The following is a 22,208-nucleotide window of genomic DNA, read 5'->3' as shown; positions in this document are numbered from 1 at the left end:
GATGCCATGAACCCGGCAGCGGCAAAACAGGATGCACCCCTGGTGATCTTCGATTGCGACGGCGTGCTGGTCGACAGCGAGCCGCTCTCGGTCCGGGTTCTTGTCGAGGCGCTGCGGCGCCGCGGCGTCGAGATGACCGAGGAGGAGGCCTATGGCCACTTCCTCGGCAAAAGCCTTTCGACGATGAAGCAGATTCTCGACGAGGAATACGGGTTCCATACCGGACCTGAATTCCTTGAAGAGATGCGGCTTGATCTCTACGCATTGTTCAAAACGGATCTCCAGCCGATCTCCGGTATTGCCGAGACACTGGACGGGTTGAAGGCTCTGGGGTTTCGCACCTGCGTCGCATCCTCTAGCCAGCCGGAGCGGATCCGCCTGTCGCTGACGCTGACCGGTATTGTCGACAAGCTCGACCCGCATCTCTTTTCCGCAACCATGGTGAAAAACGGCAAGCCGGCGCCGGATCTTTTCCTGCATGCTGCAAGTGAAATGGGCGTTCTCCCGGAAAACTGCATTGTCATCGAGGACAGCCCGGCCGGCATCGAGGCCGGCCATCGGGCGGGCATGGCAGTGTTTGCATTTACCGGTGGATCTCATGCCATTCTTCCCGGCCACCGGGAGAAGATCGAGGCGCTCTCTCCCGAACGTGTGTTTGACGTGATGACGGATTTGCTCCACCTTGTTCCGCAATACAAAGAGGGTCGGCGGGACGCGGTTTGACCGGGCGCTCAGCGCTTGAGAAAACCTGCCCGGTTGTGTAACCCCATGCGGCACTAGGGAGAGGAACAGAGCCGGATGCGTGATCACCTCGTTGCGGTCGATATCGGCACGGCCAGCGCCCGCGCCGGCGTCTTCGATCGCGATGGCCGACTGCTTGCCAAGGCAAAACATCCGATCCGAATGTTTCGGCCGAAGGAAAATCACGCCGAGCACTCCTCCGAGGATATTTGGGACGCCGTCTGCCGGTCCGTCCGTCAGGCGATGATGGAGGCCGCGATTGCGCCGACCGAAGTGGCGGCAATCGGTTTCGACGCGACCTGCTCGCTCGTCCTGCGCGACCGCGATGGCGCTCCGTTGACTGTCTCCACCACTGGTATGGCCGATCAGGATACGATCGTCTGGCTCGACCATCGCGCGATCCGGCAGGCGGAGGCGATTTCGGCGACCGGTCATACGGTCTTGAAATTTTCCGGTGGTTCGCTTTCGCCCGAAATGGAAATGCCGAAGCTGAAATGGCTGAAGGCGCATAGGCCGCAGAGCTGGGAAAAGGCCGGATATTTCTTCGATCTCGCCGATTTCCTGACCTGGAAGGCGACGGGTTCGACTGCGCGCTCGCGCTGCACCCTGTCGGCCAAGTGGAACTATCTCTCCCATGAAAAATCCGGCTGGGACTCGGATTTTCTAGGCGCGATCGGCCTTGAAGACCTGTTGCAGAAGGGCGCTCTGCCGGCAGAGACGGTCGGCCCCGGCGAGACCATCGGCGAGCTTTCCACGCAGGCTGCCGAAGAGCTTGGCCTCGATACGGGCATTGCCGTGGCGCCGGGCATGATCGATGCCTATGCCGGTGCTTTTGGTGTTCTGGGCGGAGTTCTCGCCGGCCCGAAACTGGAGACGAGCGTGGCGCTGATCGGCGGCACGTCAAGTTGCATCGTCGCGCTGTCGAAAGACGGCAAGCCGGGCCGGAGCCTGTGGGGACCCTATTACGAGGCGGTTCTGCCAAAACACTGGCTGGTCGAAGGTGGCCAGTCGGCCGCCGGTGCGCTGCTCGACTACGTCGTCCAGATGCATGCGGCCGGCGGCGAACCGAGCAACGAGCTGCATGGCCGCATCATCGCCCGGATCGCCGAATTGCGGACGGCAAGCGATGGGGACATCGCCCCGGACCTGCATATCCTGCCGGATTTCCACGGCAACCGTTCGCCGCTTGCCGACCCGCATGCGACCGGCGTGATCAGCGGCCTGACGCTCGATACCTCGTTCGATGGCCTTTGCCGGCTCTATTGGCGGACCTGCGTGGCGATCGCTCTCGGCATCCGCCATATCCTCGATGCCATGTCGGATTACGGCTATCGGTTCGAAACGCTGCATGTGACCGGCGGCCATGTGAACAACCCGCTGCTGCTTGAGCTCTATGCCGATGTGACGGGCCGCAAGGTGGTCATCCCCGATACGCGTGACGCCGTCCTGCTCGGCACGGCGATGGCGGCGGCGGTCGCGGGTGGCGTGCATGCCTCGCCCTTCGAAGCTGGGGAAGCGATGGCGGGTGGAGATACAGAATATCTGCCGGACGCGGGCCGGGCAGTGCTCTACGAAAAGGATTACCGGATCTTCCTGGCGATGATCCGGCATCGGGATGAGCTTAAGGGCATGAGGTGAGCGGAGCCGGCACCTGCTCGGGTTGGTCATACACCCCAGTCGTCTTCCAACTGTTTTAGCTGGGCGGATTTCCGACGCTGTTCCTCTTCCGCCGCCTCTGCCGGCCTGGAATCGTCTGGTCTGGCTTTTTGCCTCTTGTCGGCGCCCTTCTGTCCGGTCTCGCCATATTCGGAGGTATCCATCGAAGTCTGCTGGCGCTTGCGTGCCCAGATCCAGACATCCTCGCTGAACACTGCTGCAACGAAGCAGGCAAAGAAGATTGCATAAGCATTGAGCGGGGCATCGCCCTTCGTAAAAACGGCCGTGCCGCCCTTGGCAAGAAGAAAAACGAGGACCGCCGCGCCGATGCCGCGGATGAAGGCAGGGATGACAAAGGAGAGGCTCGGGAACTCAGCATCTCTTCGATTGGCATATTGGCGGATGAAGCTCGCGGCCAGCGCGCCGAAGAAGCCGAAGCCGAGCAGGCCGGTGATCAGAGCGAGCTCCTGATTTTCCGTCTGTAGCAGCCACGCCGCAGCGGCGCCGAATGGGCCAAGCGACTGAGCGAGAGCCGACCGTTGTGGCAAAAAGCCCTGTATGCTGGGCTGAAGGTAGGAGCAGCTACCGGAACTTGGCAGGTCGATGGATGGTCTCGAGGCGATCGGATCCAGCGCAACCGATTGAAGATTTGATCGAATAACTCTCAGCGTCCCGAGCGTATAGCGCAAGGCCGAATAGCAACTGAGTACATTGCTCCGATAGTCATTCTGCCAATCGGAGAATTCCGCGGTAATTCGGCTGACATGTCGTCTCGAGAGCATCTCGCCTATATGGCCCTCGTTGTTGACCTGGAAAAACAACTTTGCATTGCGGATAAATTCGCTCGATCGAGCAGGCATTGCGGCTGCTGCAGCGAGCAGATTTTCGTAATCCCTGTCCCAGGACAAAAGCTGGGTTTCCCAGATGGAGGTGACGAAATCAGGGGTCTTGTTCTGCCCTGCCTTTAGGGAGAGTTCGGCCGCAAACGCTTCCTTCGTCGGCAAGGCCGACCGTTCGTGCTGCAAGAAGGGCAACTCTGCGAAATTGATGTCGAATTGTTTCGACGTCTCGTCGAGGCGGGTTTCGAGTTCTTTGGCCATCTCGGTCAGATCGGGCGCTTTCTGATCGAATACCGGTACGGCGACAATCGCGATGAAGGCGAGGTAGGCGGCGAAGATGAATGCGACGGAAAGTCCGATGAATGCGGCGACTTTGTCCCGGCTGGCGCCGAATATGGGCCTTCCGGTAGTTTCGGTTTTCGATCCACCGATCATAACCGCAATCGTTGCGACAATCATGAAGGCTAGTGCCGCTCGATCAAGGCCGGGCGGGAACTGGAAATCGTTCAGCGAGGATCTGAGGGTATCCTGCCAGAGTTGCGAGATCAGGTTGCTGGATTCCGCGGCGCATTGAAGCGGCGAATCGCAATTGTAAATATTGATCGCAAATTTGGCCGCAATCGTCGGGACATTGAAGATAATCGCCTTGCCGAGCGAGACGAACCAGTTCCAGAGATAGATGAATGGCTCGGGTACCAGCACGACCGCCCAGAGTATCGTCAGCAGCGCCGCCGGCTGTGAGATTTCACGGATGGCACCGCGCGCTGCCTTGCGACCAAGCCGCAGCGGCAGAAACATGATCCTGAAGCCGATGAGAAGCACGACAAGCGTGAAGAATAAGTAGGTAGCCAGGACGGCGAGGCTCATAAGCTCGCGGCCATTCAGCCCCAGGCCTGCATTAGAGAAGTATTCAAACATTCTTACCACCCCTGGCCTCGCGGGTGAATCTTATAGCATGTGCATCTTTTGCGCGAGATCGCTTTTTTATCGATAGTTAATCATTGCGAGCGCGCGAACCGATAATATCTTACATATCTCCACGCCAACCCGGAGACGCCGATGATCCTCGACGCCACACGCCTTGCCCTCGTCAACCTCTTGTCCCCCGAAAGCCGGTCCGCCTTCTGGAAGACATTGGGGCTGACGCTTCTGATCCTGATCGGGCTGTGGTTCGCCTTTCGCGAGGTCTTTGTTATCTATCTCTGGCCTTGGTTTGCCGCCTTCCTTCCGGCCATGCCGGAATGGACCGGCTGGCTGACGCTGATTGCCGGGATTGCCGCCAGTATCGGGCTTGCGCTCGGGCTGGCGCTGTTGATCGCGCCGATCACGGCGCTGATCGCCGGCCTGTTTCTCGATGACGTCGCCGAAGTGATCGAGAAGCGCGATTATCCCAGTGATCCGCCCGGAAAATCCATGCCCTTCGGCGAGGCGATGCTGGGGTCGATCCGCTTTCTCGGGGTCGTCATTCTCGGCAATATTGTAGCGCTGATCCTGCTGCTCGTGCCCGGCGTCAATCTCGTCGCCTTCTTCCTGGTCAACGGGTACCTGCTTGGGCGGGAGTTTTTCGAATTTGCGGCCATGCGTTTCCGGCCGCCGGCGGAGGCGCGAGATTTCCGGGCGAAACATTCGAGCACGGTGTTTATCGCCGGTCTCGTCATCGCCTGTTTCCTGGCGATCCCGATCGTCAACCTTCTGACGCCGCTGTTTGCGGCCGGGCTGATGGTGCATCTGCACAAGGCGATTTCGAAGAAGGATCCGTCCTTCGCCGTCGCTCCGCGATAGGCGTCAGACGCCGCCGATCACCTGTTGCGGCAGTTCGACCAGCGGTGCCGGAATATCGACGGTCTTTTCCGGTGAGCGACAGAGATCGGCAATCACGCAGGCCTCGCATTCGGGCTTGCGCGCCTTGCAGCAATAGCGGCCGTGCAGGATCAGCCAGTGATGCGCGTGGAACAGGTATTGGTCCGGAATAACCTTCAAAAACTGTTCTTCCACCTCGTCCGGCGTCTTGCCGGGCGCCATCAGACAGCGGTTGCCAATGCGGAAGACATGGGTGTCGACGGCAAGCGTCGGGATACCGAAGGCCATGGACATGACGACATTGGCGGTCTTGCGGCCGACGCCGGGAAGGCGCACCAGTTCCTCGCGCGTCTTCGGCACTTCCGAGCCGAAATCGTCGATCAGCATGCGACAGAGGGCGATGACGTTTTTTGCCTTGTTGCGGTAAAGGCCGATCGTCTTGATATGCTCGATGACGCCGTCTTCGCCGAGCGCCAGCATCTTTTCCGGCGTGTCGGCTATTCTGAAGAGGGCGCGTGTCGCCTTGTTCACGCCGGCATCGGTCGCCTGCGCCGACAGTGCCACGGCGACGACGAGTGTAAACGGATTGACGTGTTCCAGCTCGCCCTTCGGCTCGGGCCGCTGGATCGACCAGCGGCGAAAGATTTCTTCCATCTCGGCCTTGGAATAGGCCGGTTTGTAGAGCTTCTTGCCGCGCGCGGGCGCAGCATTTGACTTTTTCGGGGTGCTGGTTTTGGATCGGGTTTTCGCGACGGCCATATGCCTCTATAGCCGCCCTTCATGAAGGAAAGCAACGTGGATGCGGGGATGGATCAAGGGAGCGGCGAGGGTTTCGACAGGCCGATCTTTGCGGCCGAGCTGACGCCCTATCGCTCGCTCGGCAGGACGGGTTTTCGCGTCGTGCTTTGCCTTTGCGGAGCGGTCTGCCTCGTCTATGGCGGCTTTTTTCTGGTGACCGGCGCCTATCCGATCGGACTGTTTTTCGGGCTCGATTTCATCGGCCTCTATGTAGCGCTGAAACTCAGCTATCGCTCCGGCCGGGCGCGGGAAGAAGTGTCCGTCTCACGCACCAATGTGCTGATCCGCAAATTTTCGCCGGCGGGGCGGATGGTCGAGCACCGGTTCAATCCGTTCTGGGCGCGGTTCCGGGTCAAGCGGCATCAGGAATTCGGCATTACCTCCATGTATGTGACGGGCGAAGGGCATGGCACGGATGTCGGCTCCTTCCTCAACCCCGATGATCGCGAGAGTTTTGCCAAGGCCTTTGGCGGCGCGCTTTCGACGATCAAGCAGCGGATATGAATTTGGACAAGAAACGGGTGGTGCGGCGACATAGGAAGGGGCATCTATGAGCGAAAGGAGAGACGCCATGAACATGCTTTCGAAAGTCGCTCTGGATCCCGTTCCAGAAGGTGCCATCGACGTGACGCCGCAGGGTTCCGATTACGAGACGGTGCGGCGGGTGATCGAGATGATCACGCTCGAATATCGCGATCAGCCTTCGCTGGAGGCGATCGCCGCCGAACTCGGCCAGTCGCCGACGCAGCTGCAGAAGCTTTTCATCCGCTGGGCGGGGCTTTCGCCGAAGGCGTTTCTGCAGGCGGTGACGCTCGACCATGCCAAGCGGCTGCTCGGTCAGGAAGGCTTGCCGCTGCTCGAAACCTCCTATGAGATCGGGCTGTCCGGTCCCGGTCGGCTGCATGACCTGTTCGTCACCCATGAGGCGATGTCGCCCGGCGAATGGAAGGCGCGCGGCAGCGGGCTGACGATCCGGTATGGCTTTCATGTCTGCCCGTTCGGTCTGGCGCTGGTCATGGTCACCGATCGCGGTCTTGCCGGTCTTGCCTTTGCCGATCCGGGCGAGGAGCGAGCGGCGCTGGAAGACATGATGGGTCGCTGGCGCAATGCGCATTATGTCGAGGATCTGGAGGCGACGGCGCCTTATGTCGGACGTGTCTTCGAACGGGAAAAATGGTCGGCCGACCGGCCGCTCAATATCGTGCTGATCGGCACGGATTTTCAGGTCAAGGTCTGGCAGAGCCTGCTCAAAATCCCGTTCGGCAAGGCGGTGACCTATTCCGACGTCGCCTGCGATATCGGCAATCCTGCCGCCAATCGTGCGGTGGGGGCGGCGGTCGGCGCCAATCCGATCTCCTTCGTCGTGCCTTGCCACAGGGCGGTCGCCAAGAATGGCGCGCTGACCGGCTATCACTGGGGGCTCACCCGCAAACGGGCCATGCTCGGTTGGGAACAGGGCGGGGCCTAAGCATTTAGCTGCCCGGCGAAACCGGCGATTGGCTGAACGGCAAATTCATGCGTCGTTCAGTGCGCCGGACTTAGTCTCATCCTACCTTTCAAGGAGGGTAACAGGATGAAGAAGCTGATTTTTGCAGCCGGTATTTTGGCAAGCGCTCTGACCGGCATGGGTATGGGCTCCGTTGCGCAGGCGGCGCCTATGTCCGTCGAGCGTCCGGTCGGTATTGCGCCCGAGCGCACGGTATCCGGCGATGTCGTCAGGGTCGATTACGCCTGCGGCCGCGGCTGGCACCTCTCGCGTCACGGCATATGCCGCCCGAACCGGCCACCACCGCCGCCACCGCGCTGGCACCGCCCGCCGCCGCGTTGGGATGACCGGCCGCATCACTGGTACGGTCACCACAGACCCCCACCGCCGCCACCCGGCTGGTACCGGTACTGAATGGTTGAGTTGAAGATGGACCCGGTCTCGCAGGAGGCCGGGTTTTTTGTTATCTGAACAACGGCATGTTGCTGTGAGGGTTGGCTGAGTGGATATCACTCGGCGTCGGGATGATGGTCTCGTTCCTCGAAATCGAAGTCGTCTTCGATAGGCGTGCCCGGCGGGCGCTCGCGGCCATGCCGGATTGCCAAGACGAATAGGATTTTTCCGGAGATCTCGTAATCGACGAGATAAGAACCCATCACAAACCGGAGGAAGCCCGGAATCGGGATTTCCTCGGTAACCTTTCCCATTTCAGGAAATTGGGCGAGCCCCTGTTTCAGGCGCTTGAGGTGGTCGCTGAACTGCTGGGCAGCGGCCGGATTTTTCGATTTCAGATATTGGGCCTCGCGCCTGACATAGTCCAGTGCCTTGGGCGAGAGGATGACATTCAAGCGGCCGCCCCTTTGATGATGGCCTCGACTTCGTCGATCACGTCATCAAGATTCTGGCCGAGACCATTTTCGATGTCTCGCTTTGCTTCGGCAAGCTCGATGATCTCGCGCCCTTCCGCGGCCAGATAGGATTTTACGGCGCGGACGAAAACCCAGCTGCGGCTGCGGTTGCAAATCTTGGCAATTTCTTCGATTTCCGACAGCAGGTCTGTCGGCAGGCGCATGGTGATCGGGTCTGAAAGCTCACGGTCCGACATCGTTTTTGCCTCCGTTTGTAATACGAAGACGATAGATCAGCCTTGGCGAAGCGTCAAATTCCAGACTGTGCTTCCGCCAGCCGCAAAAGTTCCTCGGCGGCACTTTCATCCGTGATCAGCGTATTGCAGCCGACGCGGGTGATCGTGGCGCGGATGGCGATGGCGCGGTGGGCGCCGCCGGAGGAGAGCACGATGTGCTTTGCTTTTTTCAGCGTGTCGAGATCGACGGACATGACGCGGTCGTTCAAGGCGTGGTCGACGGAGCGGCCGTCCTCGTCCAGAAAATTGAACATCGTGTCGCAAACGCAGCCGGCGGAGATCAGGCGCTCAAGCTCGGTTTTGGAAATGAAACCTTCCGACAGGGAGGTGGAGTGCGGGCCGATATCGCCGCAGCTGACGACAGCGAGGTCGAGGTTTTCGGCAAGATCATAGATGGCGTTGAGGCCGCATTTTTCGATCAGCGCGCGTTTGGTGGCAATCGTATCGACGAGCAGCGGTGCCAAAAACATGTAACATTCGGCGCCGAGTTGGCCGGCGAAACGCCATGTATAGTCGATAGGGTTGGTCTGGTGCACGGTGACGATGCCGCCGAGCAGGGAGACGACCTTGCAATTCTGGCGGCGGGGCGGGCGGAAGCTGGAGAGTGAGGCGGTCATCGTGCGGCCCCAGCCGACGCCGATGGTCATGTCGTCCTGAATGACTTCCGAGAGGAACTGGCCGAGGGCCAGACCAACGGCGCTGGCGATCGCATCGGCGCTGGCATCGCGCGGCGAGGGGACGACGACCGCTTCATCCAGCCCATAGGCCTTTTCCAGCCGTGTCGCGAGTTCGACGCAGGTATCGATGCCTTCGGAAATCCAGATCTGCACTTCCGAGCGTTTCATCGCCTCGTCGAGCAGGCGGATCACCGTCGAGCGGCTGAGCCCAAGCTTTTCCGCCACGTCCTTCTGGGTCAGGCCCTGGTTATAATAAAGCCAGGCCGCGCGCAGCCTGAGCGAGGCTGCGTCGGAATAGGCGGTATGGGTTTCTTTTCTCAGCCTGGCCAATGTTTTTTCGGATCCCGAATTCTGCAGCCCGGATTTTTGGGCAAGCTGCAACCCTTGCGGCAACAGGCAGGATATTATGTCGCATGAAACATATGTCAATTGCGAAGGACAAATGTCTTGACTTCTTTACCCTAAGCGGGTGTTATTCGGGCAAATGCAAGGGACCTAATAGGCCCGGAACGCGTTAGGGACATAAAGCGAGGAAAATCCGATGACGTCTAAACTAGAGCAGCTTCGTTCCATGACCACGGTCGTCGCCGACACGGGCGACATCGAGGCGGTTGCCCGCCTGAAGCCGGTGGATTGCACGACCAACCCGTCGATCGTTCTGAAGGCGATCGGTTCGGCAGCCTTTGCCGACAAGTTCAAGGAAGCCGTCGCCTGGGGCCGCAAGCAGGGTGGTACGGAAGATGCGATCGCCGCTGCCGTGGCTGACCGTCTGGCCATCGATGTCGGTTCGGCTCTTGCCGGCCTCGTCCCGGGCCGCGTTTCGACCGAAGTCGATGCCGACCTTTCCTTCGACACCAAGGCTTCGATCGACAAGGCACACCAGATCATTGCCGCCTACAAGGAGCGTGGCATCGAGAAGGATCGCATCCTGATCAAGCTTGCCTCCACCTGGGAAGGCATCAAGGCTGCCGAAGTGCTGCAGAAGGAAGGCATCGACTGCAACCTGACGCTGCTCTTCTCGATGGCCCAGGCCGTTGCCTGCGCCGATGCCAAGGCATTCCTGATCTCGCCCTTCGTCGGCCGTATCCTTGACTGGTACAAGAAATCGACCGGCCAGGATTACACGGCCGAGACCGATCCGGGCGTCGTTTCCGTTCGCGCCATCTACAACTACTACAAGGCCAACGGCATCAACACGATCGTCATGGGCGCCTCGTTCCGCAACACGGGCGAAATCGAAGCTCTGGCCGGTTGCGACCGCCTGACGATCGCTCCGAACCTGCTCGACGAGCTGGACAAGGCCGAAGGCACGCTGGAGCGCAAGCTCTCGCCGGAGAAGTTCGAGCCGGTCAAGCCGATCGCCATGGACGAAAAGACCTTCCGCTGGATGCTCAACGAAGACCAGATGGGCACCGAGAAGCTGTCGGACGGTATCCGCCTGTTCGCCAAGGACCTCGGCATCCTGCGCGACATGGTCAAGAAGGAACTGACGCTCGCTGCGGCCTGATCCCAGAGAGTTAAAAATAATATTTTTGACGAAAAGGCCCGCTTCTGCGGGCCTTTTTGCGTTTCGTCATGTCCTTGATCTAGGGTGCCTATTCTGGGTTGTTCTAATCGGTTGAATTCGCGAGAAAATCTAAAGGACGGCCGCGACGTGGTTAACCGAAAGTTCAAGGAGCGTGGCTAGTCTTCGCCATCGAGATCACGCCTCATTTTTTCTGGAGTTCATTGATGGCTGTCACGCCCTTCGGCCGCATCCGATCCAATACCGCAATCATGGACGCCCTCAATCGATCGCAGGCGATCATCGAGTTCGACCTCAAGGGCGTGATCCTTCATGCCAACGAGAATTTCTGCAAAACGCTCGGTTATGCGCTGTCGGAAATCGTCGGCAAGCATCACAGTATTTTCGTCGATCCGACGGAGGCGAAGTCCGAGGATTATGCCCGTTTCTGGCAGCGGCTCGGCAGGGGCGAGTTCGACCAGGGCAAGTATCGTCGCCTTGCCAAAGGCGGCCGCGATGTCTGGATCGAGGCCTCCTACAATCCGATCCTCAAGGGCGGCAAGCCTTACAAGGTGGTGAAGCTCGCGACCGATATCACGGCTGCGCGCAAGCGGGCGCTGGAGGATCGCGGCAAGCTGGATGCGCTGTCGCGTGCGCAGGCGGTGATCGAATTCACGCCGACCGGCGAGATCATCACCGCCAACGAGAATTTTCTGCAGACGCTGGGTTATTCGCTTTCTGAAATCGTCGGCAAACACCATTCGATGTTCTGCGAGCCGCAATATGCCCGCTCGGAGGAATATCGCGCCTTCTGGAAGAGCCTCGGCGAAGGCAAGTTCGCTGCCGACCAGTTTACCCGCGTCGCGAAGGACGGTAGCGCCGTCTATATCCAGGCTTCCTACAATCCGATCATCGACGACAATGGCCGCGTCCTCAAGGTCGTCAAGTTCGCGACCGATGTCAGCGAGCGGGTCAAAGTGGTGAAGGAACTCGGTGCCGGCCTGTCACGCCTGTCGGACTGCAATATCCGCCAGACGATCGACGTGCCTTTCATCGCCGAATTCGAACCCTTGCGTCGCGATTTCAATGCCTCGATCGGCGCCTTCCAGGAAACGCTGGTCAATGTGCTGCGGCAGACCAACCAGCTGAACGGCAACAGCCAGCAGATGCATGATGCGGCAGACCAGCTGTCGATGCGCACCAAGGAACAGGCGGCCTCGCTGGAGCAGACGTCGGCGGCCCTCGAGCTGGTGACTGATACGGTCCGCACCTCGACTTCCAATACCGAGGATACGCGCAAGCTCGTCAAGAACGCCCTGCAATCGGCAACGACTTCGTCGACCGTGGTTCAGGAAACGATCACCGCCATGCAGCGGATCGAGGGGGCTTCCACCGAAATCTCCAAGATTATCGGCGTCATCGATGAGATCGCTTTCCAGACCAACCTGCTGGCGCTGAATGCCGGCGTCGAGGCAGCCCGTGCCGGCGAGGCGGGCAAGGGCTTTGCAGTCGTCGCGCAGGAAGTGCGCGAGCTGGCGCAGCGCTCAGCCAAGGCTGCCAAGGAGATCAAGGACCTGATCGAAAATTCCGGTCGCGAAGTGACCGAGGGCGTGCGCCTCGTCGATGAGACCGGAGCGGCGCTGCACGAGATCGAACAGTTCGTCGCCTCGATCGATCGCAACATGCAGTCGCTGGCAACGGCCGCCACCGAACAGTCGGTGGGTCTGGCCGAGATCAACAACGCCGTTTCGCAGATCGACCGGATGACGCAGCAGAATGCCGCGATGGTGGAGCAGACCACGAATATCAGCGGTCAGCTGGCAAGCGGTGCGGCGCAACTCGCCGAACTCGTCAACCACTTCAAGCTCAACCGCCGCAGCGCGATCCGCGAAGGCGATGCGAGCATGCGCGGAACGGGAGCACGCAAGGTCGCCTGAGGTTAAATGATGGGTTCAGACTGCCGGCAGGTCCAATCTGCCGGCTGATCGCCCCATCCAGGCTGTCCTGCCGTTTTCCTGATCCAGTTCGTGAAAACCGGCCCTCGCCCAAAAGCGCAGGGCCGTTTCGTTTTGGCGGTTGACGCCGACATGGATGCCCTCTGGTGGTGCCGGTTCGATCAATGCCAGCCAGGCGTCGAGAAGTTTCAGGCCGAGGCCAAATCCCTGCGCGCGAGGCAAAAGGTTCATGTGCAGATGTGCCGGATAGGGCCCCGAAATCGCGAGCGGAACCCGTGAAGGGTGGTGGATCATCGACTGGCGGCGCTGGTCGGCGGTCCAGTCGGGTTGCGGAGCATAGCTGGGATCGGGGATTTTCTGCCGCAGTTCTGGCCACCATTCGCGCTCCAGCCGATCTTCCCAGGCTGCGGTGTCGGTCGCGCCGAGCGCGTAGCCGGCAACGCCCAGATCGTCGACCGCGACGAGAACAAACGAGGGGGCAAGAACCGCATAGGGTGCGGAATAGATATGCCCGATGAGGTCCGGATCATCATAGAGATGCGCAGCATCGCCGCCCTGATGGCCCGTTGCCAGTGATATGGCATAGAGGTCGCGAAGATGGCGGCTTTCGAAAGGCTTGATCGAGATCATCTGCAGGCCCACCCGGAATGGCGGCATATCTCGGGGAAAGTCGTGCTGAAGTCAATTCGGCCACAATGCTCGCTGGCGAAATAGAAAAGGCCCGTCATGGACGGGCCTTTCGGGATCGGGATGTGATGGCCGATCAGGCTGCCTGCGGCACCAGCTTCGGGGCGCCCGGCTTCTTCAGCAGCATGACTGCAACGGCAGCGATCATGCAGGCGACGCCGGCGATCTGCAGGGCGGGCATGTAGGTGTCGAAACCGCTCTTGAAGAAGCCTGCACCATAAGCCGCGGTCGCTGCACCCAGCTGGTGGCCGGTGAAGACCCAGCCGAATACCAGTCCGGCCTTTTCGCGGCCAAAACGGTCGGCGGCGAGCTTGACGGTCGGCGGAACGGTGGCGATCCAGTCGAGGCCGTAGAAGACGGCAAAGGCGGAAAGCTCGTAGAACGAAAAGCCCGAGAAGGACAGGTAGATCAGCGACAGGCCGCGCAGGCCGTAATACCAGAAGAGCAGGACGCGGTTGTCGTAACGGTCCGACAGCCAGCCCGAAGCGATCGTGCCGAAGAAGTCGAAAATGCCGAGGACCGCCAGCGTGCCGGCGGCGCCGACCGGTGTGATGCCGAAATCGCCGCAGATCGAGATCCAGTGGGTCTGGATCAGGCCGTTGGTCGACAGGCCGCAGACGAAGAAGCTGCCGAACAGGACCCAGAAGGTGCCGCTGGTCGAAGCATCTCTCAGCACCTTGATCGGCGAGGCAAGAGTGGCGAGCAGCTTATGGTCCTGCTTCACCGGCTTGGCGACCGTGGTTTCGCCATAGACCGGCAGGCCGAGATCGGACGGGTTGTCGCGCATCAGGAGCAGCACGAGAACCATGGCGACGGTAATTGCGCCGGCGGTCAGCATCAGGGCCGTGCGCCAGCCATAGGTCTCGCTGAGATCGGCAAGCAGCGGCAGGAAAAGCAGCTGGCCGGTGGCATTGCTGGCGCTGAGCATGCCCATGACGAGGCCGCGGCGGTGGGAAAACCAGCGCGATGCGACGGTTGCGCCGAGAACCATGGCGGTCATGCCGGTGCCGACGCCGATGACGATGCCCCAGAGGGCCACGAGCTGCCAGACCTCGGTCATGAACATCGAGACGACGATGCCACCGAGTATCAGCGCCAAGGCGGTTGCGACGACCTGGCGGATGCCGAAATGGTTCATGAAGGCGGCTGCGAAGGGGCCGAGCAGACCGAACAGGACGAGGCGGACGGCCATGGCCGAGGAAATATCGGCGATATCCCAGCCGAATTCCTCATGCAGCGGCTGGATCATCACGCCCGCCGAGCCCATCGCCGCTGCCGTCGCCAGCATGGTGAGGAAGGTCGTCGCGATGACCACCCATCCGTAATGCAGATTCCGTCCGGCCATCCAGCGGGCGGCGTAGGTGGAAATCATCGGTCAGTCCCTTCCTGGTATCCGCTGCCCCGCTATCGGTGTCTGGCGGCGTTTCGGGTATATACCCGCATTGAGGTTTAATTCATAGAGCTGCGAGCAGATCTTGCAGCTGTGCAGTTTTCTCCGGCCCAAGCCGTGTCTCGATCTCGTCCTGGACACCGTCCCAGAGCGGCGAACCTTTTTTCAGCAGGGCCTTGCCGGCATCGCTGAGTTCGATCACCGCTTCGCGATGGTCCTCGCTCTGGCCGTGCCTGACGAGGTTCATGCGTTCCAAAACCTTGGTATTGCGGCCAACGGTGGAGCGATCCAGTTCGACATGGGTAGCAAGTTCGGTGAGTGAGACCGGCGCAAGCCGGTTGATGTTTCTCAGCAGGCTGAACTGTCCGATGTTGACGCCAAGCGGCGCCAGGGCCTCGTCGTAATAGGACGAGAGCTTGCGGGAGGCTTTGCGCAACAGGATGCAGTGGCAGGTATCGCTTGGCATGAGCGTGGGTATATACCCGCACCTTGCTCGGCGCAAGATTTACCTGTGCGAAATTGTAGAAGAATCCAAGATCAGGCAATTGTATACCTCTGTTCTTCCTGTTACGACGCAGGCGCATAACATGACGAATTCACTCATCTTAAATTCTGAAGAGGCCTTAACCCCGATATCAGGTTCTTCTAAAATCGATTTTGATTTGGACGCCAATGTTGTAGTTTCGAGGCCGTGACGGGGAGAGAGTGCAGACGGCGCTTACGGTAAGGCGATGTTGCCGGGCTGGTTGAGCCCAAATCATGTCGTCATCCGTCCATGGTGTGCAGGCTTTTACGGCCGATGGGAAGGTCGCCCTTTTGGGGCGCAAGTGCAGCGTTTGGCTGAGGAGCATGCAGAGCATGGTGGGATTTGGCCGTGAGCCGGCGGCGCATTCGGAGCTGGCAAGCCAGGCAGTCAAGCGCAGCCTGAGCGGATTCATGATGGTCGGCGTCGCAAGCGCGCTGATCAATATTCTCTATCTCACCGGCTCGTTCTTCATGCTGCAGGTCTATGACCGCGTCATCCCGAGCCGCAGCATTCCGTCCCTGATCGCGCTCAGTATTCTGGCGCTGATGCTCTATCTCTTCCAGGGTGCCTTCGAAGTCGCGCGCAGCCGCATGCTGGTGCGTGTTTCGGGCATATTCGACGAGATCATGAGCTCGCAGGTCTTCCAGGCCATGGTCAAGGCGCCGGTCAAGGCGAAGGGCGGCGAGAGCAACAGCATGCTGCGCGACTTCGATCAGGTCCGCAGCTTCCTTGCCAGCCCCGGTCCGTCGGCGTTTTTCGATCTGCCCTGGCTGCCTTTCTACATCGCCATCTGCTTCATGTTCCATCCGGTGATCGGTTTTATCGCGGTCGGTGGCGGCATCGTTCTGACCTTCCTGACCTATCTGACCAATCGCGGCATCCAGGCATCGGCCAAGCAGGTCTATGAACATGGCGCCAAGCGCACCGGCATGGCGGATGCGGCCCAGCGCAATGCCGAAGTGGTCGAGGCCATGGGCATGGGCAAGGATCTCGCCCGGCTCTGGCTGGTCTCCAACGAAAATTACCGCAACCAGCATCGCCGCAATTCCGATACCGCCAATACCTATGCGACGATCTCGAAGATTTTTCGCATCGCGCTGCAATCCGGCGTGCTGGCGGCGGGTGCGGTTCTGGTGATCGAAGGTCAGGCATCCGGCGGCATCATCATCGCATCTTCAATCCTGACTTCGCGTGCACTTGCGCCGGTCGAGTTGGCGATTTCCCATTGGCGCGGTTTCGTGCAGGCGCAGCAGTCGTGGAAGCGACTGGGCCGGGCGCTTTCCGCCTTCCCGCAGACGGACACGCCGCTTGCCCTGCCGGCTCCGACGCAGAGCCTGACCGTCGAACAGGTATCGAGCGGCCCGCCCGGTCGCGAGCAGATCATCGTTCAGGCCGTCAGCTTCGAACTGAAGGCCGGCAGTGCGCTTGGCGTCATCGGTCCGAGCGCATCCGGAAAGTCCTCGCTGTCGCGCGCCTTGACCGGTATCTGGCCGATCTATCGCGGCAGCGTGCGCCTCGACGGCGCGGCGCTCGACCAGTGGGACGATGTTTCGCGTGGGCGGCATATCGGTTATCTGCCGCAGGATATCGAGCTGTTTGCCGGGACGATCACGGACAATATCGCCCGTTTCCAGGAAAACCCGCCGGCAGAGACGGTGATCGCAGCTGCCAAGGCGGCCGGCGTGCATGACCTCATCCTGCGCCTGCCGAACGGTTACGGCACGGAAATCGGCCAGGGTGGTTCAGTGCTTTCGGCCGGCCAGCGGCAGCGCGTCGGTCTGGCGCGTGCGCTTTACAATGATCCCTTCCTCGTCGTGCTTGATGAACCGAATTCCAACCTCGATGCCGAAGGTGAGCAGGCGCTGACCGATGCGATCGTCGGCATCCGTCGCCGCGGTGGTATTGCCATCGTCATCGCCCACCGGCCGAGTGCGCTTGCCGCAGTCGATCAGGTGCTGATGATGGGCGAGGGCAAGGTCATGGCCTTCGGTCCCAAGGAAGAAGTTCTGCCGCGCATCCTGCGCCGTGAGCCGCCGCAAGGTGGCCAGGGCGGCCAGGCTGCCGAACAGCGGCCGGTACCGCTCAAGATCGTTTCCGAACAGCAGGAGGAAGGTCGATGAGCAACCTGTCTCAACGTTCGCTTCGCCAGCACATGCTGTTCGTCGGCATTTTGGGTCTCGGCCTTGTCGGCGGCGTCGGCGGCTGGGCCGCGACGACCATGCTGTCCAATGCCGTGGTCGGTGAAGCGACCGTGGTCATCGACGACAATGTCAAGAAGGTGCAGCACCTGACGGGCGGGATCGTGTCCAACCTGCCGGTGCGCGAAGGCATGCATGTCAAGGCCGGCGACATGTTGTTGCAGCTGGATGGCACGTCGCTGAAGGCGAGCCTCGGCATCGTCAACAGCAGCCTCAGCCAGCTTTACGCCCGCCGCGCCCGCCTTCAGGCGGAGCGCGCCGGCGATAGTTCCTTTTCCACCGACGACCTCGTCAAGGCCGGCCTCGACCTCGAAGCGAACAAAGCGCTGATCGAAGGTGAGACCCAGCTGTTCCAGACCCGCCGCTCGGCCCTGGAAGGCATGAAGAAGCAGCTCGCGGAACGTAAGGGCCAGCTCGCCGAGGAAATCCAGGGCGATACGCTGCAGATCCAGGCGACCGAGGAATCGCTGCGCCTGATCGAGGAAGAGCACAAGGCGATCAACTCGCTCTACGAACAGCAGCTGGTAACGATGCAGCGCGTCAACGTGCTGAAGCGCGGCCGGGCCGAGCTCGAGGGCAATCGCGGCGAGCGGATTGCGGCCCGCGCCCAGGCCGAAGGCAAGATCAACGAGATCAACCTGCAGATCCTGCAGCTCGACGAGGACCGTTCAAGCGAGAACGCCAAGGAACTGACGGATGTCGAGGCGAAGATCGCCGAAGCGCAGGAACGTCGCGTTGCCGTCACCGATCAGCTGACGCGGCTTGATCTCAAGGCGCCGATGGATGGTTATATCTACCAGCTGTCGATCCACACGGTCGGTGGTGTCGTGAATGCCGGCGAGCCGCTGATGCTGTTGGCACCCGATACGCGCACGCTGACGGTCGAAGCCAAGATCGCCACCCGCAATATCGACCAGATCCATATCGGCCAGAATGTCGATATCCGTTTCAGCGCCTTCGACCAGCGCACGACGCCGGAAGTGGATGGAAACGTGACGTCCGTGTCTCCGGATGCAATCGCCGACCAGCGGACCGGTGCGACCTATTACACCGTGCGGATAACCCCTTCCAAGGAGGGGATTGCCAAGCTGAGCGGGCTTTCGCTCTATCCCGGCATGCCGGCGGAAGTGTTCATCAAGGTCGCCGACCGCACCGTGATTTCCTATCTGACGAAGCCGCTCACCGACCAGATGCGCCATACGTTCCGGGAAGAATAAGCGTTTCTCGGCTGCACCGAAGATATTGATAGAAAAGAGATCGGGCTGCGGAGACGCAGCCCGAAGCTTTTGCGGTATTGTCCCAAATCGAGATCCGGATAAACGCGATTTTCGAGGAAAGTGTCGGCGCGCTTAAAGCTTCTTCAATAAGAGTCCCGGCATATAGCTGCGATATTCCATGTTTTTGTTTTGCGTGAATGGAGTAAGCATGCCGGAGTTCGGCGTATGAAAATCCGGCTGTCGAAGAAATTCGCGCTGATCCTCGGCGGGGCGACCCTGCTTTGTGGTGGCAGCGGTGCCGCGGCCGTGTTTGTCGGCGCCGACCGGCTGCTCGGCCCTTCCTATCGTGACCTCAATGGCCTCGAATGTCAGGCACTCCAGATCGTCAAGATGAAGCGCGACCAGCGTGTCTGGGTGCGCAAATACGTGACCAGTGACGGCGAGCCCGCTGATGGCATGACCCGCATCCGCACGGCGCTGCGCGTGGCGCGCGCAGTGCAGGAAAAGGAAAAGGCCGATATCGTCCAGGTCGCCATGATCGACAAGGCCGGACCGACGGACCGTGCCCAGATGCGCGGCCGGGCAATCGGCGCGCAGGTGGTCTACATCCCCGATCCCTCCAAGGCACCCGAAGGGACTGATCCGCAGATCTATTCCGCCTATTATCTCGACGGCACGCCGACCTCGAAGGGCGAATATTACGGCATGCGTATCGACCTTCCGCTGGAAGACGTCGAAGGATTGACGGCGAAGCTGACCGACAAGACCGATTGCGCGGATCCGATCGTCAAGGTGGATCCGAATGCGGCGGTCGATCCGACCAAGCCGAAGACGCACGGCAAGATGGAAGGCAAGAAGGAACACGGCGAGGGTGAAGCCAAGGGCCACGGCGAAGCCAAGAGCGAGGGCCATGGTGAAGAACCTGCGGCCGAAGGCCACGGCGCCGCACCTGCCGAAGGTCACGGCGAAGAAGTCGCCTCCAAGGAAAGCGGCGGTTTCCTGAGTTCGATCACCGGAATGATCTTTGGTGCCAAGGAGGAAGCGCCTGCAGCGGCTCATGGCAGCGAAGGCGAGGGGCAGGCAGCGGGATCGCATGACGCGCCGGCCGACGGCCATGCTGCGCCGAAAACTGCCGAAGCCCATGGCGATCAGAAGCCGGTCGAGGGACATGGTTCTCCATCGACGGCAGAGGCACATTCCAACGACGGCGGCGAGAACAAGCCTGCGGCGGCGGCCGGTCATGCCGAGCCTGTTGCAGCCGAGAAGCCCGCACCGGCGGAAGCCGCATCCGACGCCCATGCTCCGGCAGAGCCTGCCAAGGCCGAAGCGCATGGCGAGCAGAAGGCGGAAGTGCCTGCAGCGAAGGAAGACGGTGGTCTCTTCGCATCGGTGAAAAGCATGATCTTCGGCAGCGGCGAAGAGGCGAAGCCCGCTGCGGCTGCCAACAAGGATCACGTCGAGGCGAAGGCCGAAACGCCTGCTCCGGCGGAAAAGCCTGCGGCCAGCGACCACGCTGCCAAGCCCGATGCCGCGGCAAACCACGCGCCGACCGCAGCCGATGCTGCTGGTGCGGCATTCCTGGCCAAGATGCGCGGGCAGTCTGCTCCCGCAGCTGCTACACCGGTTCAGGAAGCGACGACGGGGAAAGCGCCCGTTGCGAGCGACACGCATTGATATGAGAGCAGGGGGATCACCCCCGCTCATCTTGTTTATTCCATGGTTTCAAGTGCGAACCATTCACGTCACCCTTCTTGATACACAACTGTTGCGCGCTATCTCCACCTCGGTTTTCAAAGGGGTGATGGATGACGAAAGATCTGATCTGGAAGGGTGCGCTGGCGGTGGTCGGCTGTTTTGCTGCTGCCTATGTCGGCCAGGAATTGCTTGGCGGTGAAGCGGCCGGGTGGGTCGCCGGTGGCGCCATCCTTGGGGCCACATGTTACCCCTTGTTCAAGACATTGATGGAGCGCCGCGGTCTTCGCTGACCGATCGGCGGCAACGCGCCACAAAAGGAAACGGCCGCGTCTTGCGCGGCCGTCTTTCATTCTGATGAACCTTGTTCTCAGTCCGCCTTGTTGCGGCGGGCGGGGAAGAGGATGACGTCGCGGATGGACGGGGCGTTGGTCAGGAGCATGATCAGGCGGTCGACGCCGATGCCGAGGCCGCCTGCCGGCGGCATGCCCTGGTCGATCGCGTCCAGGAACTCGTCGTCCAGCTGCTTGTCCTTCTCGCCGCGGGCATGGGCCTGTTCCAGCTGTTCCACCATGCGGCGGCGCTGTTCTTCGGGATCGTTCAGTTCGGAGAAGGCGTTGCCGACTTCCCAGGCGTTGCAATAGCTTTCGAAACGCTCGACGAGGCGCGGTTCGCCCGGCACTTCCTTGGCGAAGGGCGAGATATCCTTCGGGAAATGCGTGACGTGGCTCGGCTGGATCAGCGTGCCTTCGACCTTTTCCTCGAAGATGAAGGCGAGGCATTCGCCCCAGGTCCAGTCCTTCTCGACCTCGAAACCGGCAGCCTTGGAAGCGGCGCGGGCTTCCTCGTCGGTCTTGATGGCGAGGAAGTCGATGCCGGTCGCTTCCTTGACGGCGTCGGGCATGGGCACGCGCTTGAACGGGCCCTTGAAGGAAATCGTCTGGCCCTGGAATTCGACATCGGTCGTGCCGTGGATGGAGAGCGCCAACGTTTCGAACAGCCGTTCGACGAGGCCCATAATGTCCTCGTAATCAGCATAGGCCCAGTAGCATTCCATCATCGTGAATTCAGGATTGTGCCTGGTGGAGACGCCTTCGTTGCGGAAGTTGCGGTTGATCTCGAACACCTTGTCCGAGAGGCCCGAAACCAGCGTGCGCTTCAGGAACAGTTCCGGCGCGATACGCAGGTACATGTCCATCTTCAGCGTGTTGTGGAAGGTCTTGAACGGGTCGGCCGTGGCACCGCCGTAAACGGTCTGCAGCATCGGGGTTTCGACTTCGAGGAAGTTTTCGCCTTCCATGAAGCGGCGGATGCCGGAGACGATCTTCGAACGCTGCTGGAAACGCAGCTTGGATTCCTCGTTGCTGAGGATATCGAGATGGCGCTTGCGATAACGGATCTCGACATCGGCAATGCCGTTCCACTTCTCCGGCATGGGGAGAAGCGACTTGGTCAGCATGGTGATTTCCTGGGCATTGATCGACAGTTCGCCGCGCTTGGTGCGACGCACGGTGCCGGTCACGCCGATAATGTCGCCGATATCGATCATCGGCAGCATTTCGCGGGCAGCCTCGGGGGTCACGTCCTTGTGCGAAAAAATCTGGATCTTGCCGGAGGCGTCATGGATATCCATGAACATGCCGGAATTGCGCGAGGAATAGACACGGCCGGCGACGGTGACGACATCTTGCGTCTCGACGTCGGATTCCAGATCCTTGTACTTTTCCGACAGTTCCGCATTGGTCATTGTGCGGTGGAAATGCGCCGGATAGACGTCGCCGATCTTTTCGCGCAGCAGTTTCAGTTTTTGCGCGCGCACTTCCGTGGCGTCGGAGGAGAGGGCGGTTTCGGTCTTGGTCGTGTCGGTCATCGTTTAGTTCCTATGGCAGCCTTGTGCC

General features: G+C 60.6%; 21 protein-coding genes. 12 read left to right on the top strand and 9 right to left on the bottom strand.

The window, feature by feature from the left end; all coding sequences use genetic code 11:
• Positions 1–6 precede the first annotated feature (6 nt).
• A complete protein-coding gene (locus FHW37_RS20115) occupies positions 7–723 on the top strand; it encodes an HAD family hydrolase (protein ID WP_145639659.1) in 717 nt (238 codons plus the stop codon).
• A gap of 75 nt (positions 724–798) precedes the next feature.
• Entirely contained in the window at positions 799–2,379 is a 1,581-nt protein-coding gene (locus FHW37_RS20110; protein WP_145639657.1) for an FGGY-family carbohydrate kinase, read from the top strand.
• A 26-nt stretch (positions 2,380–2,405) separates the two neighbouring features.
• On the opposite strand, the gene FHW37_RS20105 is transcribed toward FHW37_RS20110, so the two are convergent.
• Positions 2,406–4,154 (bottom strand): hypothetical protein, encoded by a 1,749-nt coding sequence (locus FHW37_RS20105; protein ID WP_145639656.1) that lies wholly within the window; start codon positions 4,152–4,154, stop codon positions 2,406–2,408.
• A gap of 141 nt (positions 4,155–4,295) precedes the next feature.
• Here FHW37_RS20105 and FHW37_RS20100 point away from each other — a divergent pair, with 141 nt between their 5' ends.
• Positions 4,296–5,018, top strand: coding sequence for a sulfate transporter family protein (locus tag FHW37_RS20100; RefSeq protein ID WP_145639654.1), 723 nt, complete (start codon positions 4,296–4,298; stop codon positions 5,016–5,018).
• A 3-nt stretch (positions 5,019–5,021) separates the two neighbouring features.
• Here the strand turns inward: FHW37_RS20100 and nth are convergent, their stop codons facing one another.
• Positions 5,022–5,795: an endonuclease III gene (gene nth, locus FHW37_RS20095; RefSeq protein ID WP_145639652.1), complete on the bottom strand. Its 774-nt coding sequence runs from the start codon at positions 5,793–5,795 to the stop codon at positions 5,022–5,024.
• 21 nt (positions 5,796–5,816) lie between these two features.
• Between nth and FHW37_RS20090 the strand changes: the two genes are divergently transcribed.
• The 3 genes from FHW37_RS20090 (at position 5,817) to FHW37_RS20080 (ending at position 7,734) form a co-directional block, all read left to right on the top strand.
• Positions 5,817–6,338: a DUF2244 domain-containing protein gene (locus FHW37_RS20090; RefSeq protein ID WP_145639649.1), complete on the top strand. Its 522-nt coding sequence runs from the start codon at positions 5,817–5,819 to the stop codon at positions 6,336–6,338.
• A gap of 73 nt (positions 6,339–6,411) precedes the next feature.
• Positions 6,412–7,302 (top strand): methylated-DNA--[protein]-cysteine S-methyltransferase, encoded by an 891-nt coding sequence (locus FHW37_RS20085; protein ID WP_145640149.1) that lies wholly within the window; start codon positions 6,412–6,414, stop codon positions 7,300–7,302.
• A gap of 105 nt (positions 7,303–7,407) precedes the next feature.
• Positions 7,408–7,734 carry a GCG_CRPN prefix-to-repeats domain-containing protein gene (locus tag FHW37_RS20080; protein ID WP_145639647.1) on the top strand — a complete coding sequence of 109 codons (327 nt, stop codon included), beginning with the start codon at positions 7,408–7,410 and terminating at the stop codon, positions 7,732–7,734.
• A 95-nt stretch (positions 7,735–7,829) separates the two neighbouring features.
• On the opposite strand, the gene FHW37_RS20075 is transcribed toward FHW37_RS20080, so the two are convergent.
• From FHW37_RS20075 to FHW37_RS20065, 3 genes are read right to left on the bottom strand one after another with little or no spacing between them, the layout of a single operon-like run.
• Positions 7,830–8,168 (bottom strand): type II toxin-antitoxin system RelE/ParE family toxin, encoded by a 339-nt coding sequence (locus FHW37_RS20075; protein WP_145639645.1) that lies wholly within the window; start codon positions 8,166–8,168, stop codon positions 7,830–7,832.
• Positions 8,165–8,425 carry a CopG family ribbon-helix-helix protein gene (locus tag FHW37_RS20070; protein WP_145639643.1) on the bottom strand — a complete coding sequence of 87 codons (261 nt, stop codon included), beginning with the start codon at positions 8,423–8,425 and terminating at the stop codon, positions 8,165–8,167. The genes FHW37_RS20075 and FHW37_RS20070 overlap by 4 nt, the downstream gene beginning before the upstream one ends.
• 53 nt (positions 8,426–8,478) lie before the next feature.
• Positions 8,479–9,471, bottom strand: coding sequence for a sugar-binding transcriptional regulator (locus FHW37_RS20065; protein ID WP_145639642.1), 993 nt, complete (start codon positions 9,469–9,471; stop codon positions 8,479–8,481).
• Positions 9,472–9,682: 211 nt separating this feature from the next.
• Between FHW37_RS20065 and tal the strand changes: the two genes are divergently transcribed.
• Together tal and FHW37_RS20055 are read left to right on the top strand one after the other, a co-directional pair.
• The gene (gene tal / locus FHW37_RS20060; RefSeq protein WP_145639640.1) at positions 9,683–10,648 is read left to right on the top strand and encodes a transaldolase; all 966 of its coding nucleotides are present in this window, start codon (positions 9,683–9,685) and stop codon (positions 10,646–10,648) included.
• A 224-nt stretch (positions 10,649–10,872) separates the two neighbouring features.
• Complete coding sequence (locus FHW37_RS20055; RefSeq protein ID WP_145639638.1) at positions 10,873–12,582, top strand: methyl-accepting chemotaxis protein; 1,710 nt, start codon at positions 10,873–10,875, stop codon at positions 12,580–12,582.
• A 15-nt stretch (positions 12,583–12,597) separates the two neighbouring features.
• Here FHW37_RS20055 and FHW37_RS20050 read toward each other — a convergent pair whose 3' ends face one another.
• The 3 genes from FHW37_RS20050 to FHW37_RS20040 all read right to left on the bottom strand — a co-directional run bounded on the left by FHW37_RS20050 (position 12,598) and on the right by FHW37_RS20040 (position 15,143).
• Positions 12,598–13,230, bottom strand: coding sequence for a GNAT family N-acetyltransferase (locus FHW37_RS20050; RefSeq protein WP_145639637.1), 633 nt, complete (start codon positions 13,228–13,230; stop codon positions 12,598–12,600).
• A 133-nt stretch (positions 13,231–13,363) separates the two neighbouring features.
• Positions 13,364–14,659 carry an MFS transporter gene (locus FHW37_RS20045; protein ID WP_145639636.1) on the bottom strand — a complete coding sequence of 432 codons (1,296 nt, stop codon included), beginning with the start codon at positions 14,657–14,659 and terminating at the stop codon, positions 13,364–13,366.
• An 82-nt stretch (positions 14,660–14,741) separates the two neighbouring features.
• Positions 14,742–15,143: a MarR family winged helix-turn-helix transcriptional regulator gene (locus tag FHW37_RS20040; protein WP_145639634.1), complete on the bottom strand. Its 402-nt coding sequence runs from the start codon at positions 15,141–15,143 to the stop codon at positions 14,742–14,744.
• Positions 15,144–15,526: 383 nt separating this feature from the next.
• Between FHW37_RS20040 and FHW37_RS20035 the strand changes: the two genes are divergently transcribed.
• The 4 genes from FHW37_RS20035 to FHW37_RS20020 all read left to right on the top strand — a co-directional run bounded on the left by FHW37_RS20035 (position 15,527) and on the right by FHW37_RS20020 (position 20,603).
• A complete protein-coding gene (locus FHW37_RS20035) occupies positions 15,527–17,323 on the top strand; it encodes a type I secretion system permease/ATPase (RefSeq protein WP_432442878.1) in 1,797 nt (598 codons plus the stop codon).
• Positions 17,320–18,618: an HlyD family type I secretion periplasmic adaptor subunit gene (locus FHW37_RS20030; protein ID WP_145639631.1), complete on the top strand. Its 1,299-nt coding sequence runs from the start codon at positions 17,320–17,322 to the stop codon at positions 18,616–18,618. Before FHW37_RS20035 ends, FHW37_RS20030 begins: the two co-directional genes overlap by 4 nt.
• A gap of 225 nt (positions 18,619–18,843) precedes the next feature.
• Positions 18,844–20,292 (top strand): hypothetical protein, encoded by a 1,449-nt coding sequence (locus FHW37_RS20025; protein ID WP_145639630.1) that lies wholly within the window; start codon positions 18,844–18,846, stop codon positions 20,290–20,292.
• Between the two features lie 131 nt (positions 20,293–20,423).
• Positions 20,424–20,603 (top strand): hypothetical protein, encoded by a 180-nt coding sequence (locus FHW37_RS20020; RefSeq protein WP_145639628.1) that lies wholly within the window; start codon positions 20,424–20,426, stop codon positions 20,601–20,603.
• Between the two features lie 77 nt (positions 20,604–20,680).
• Here FHW37_RS20020 and lysS read toward each other — a convergent pair whose 3' ends face one another.
• Positions 20,681–22,180 carry a lysine--tRNA ligase gene (gene lysS / locus FHW37_RS20015; protein WP_145639627.1) on the bottom strand — a complete coding sequence of 500 codons (1,500 nt, stop codon included), beginning with the start codon at positions 22,178–22,180 and terminating at the stop codon, positions 20,681–20,683.
• Positions 22,181–22,208 lie beyond the last annotated feature (28 nt).

Source organism: Neorhizobium alkalisoli, assembly GCF_007829835.1.
Taxonomy (GTDB): domain Bacteria; phylum Pseudomonadota; class Alphaproteobacteria; order Rhizobiales; family Rhizobiaceae; genus Neorhizobium.
This window is presented reverse-complemented; position numbering and strand designations above follow the sequence as displayed.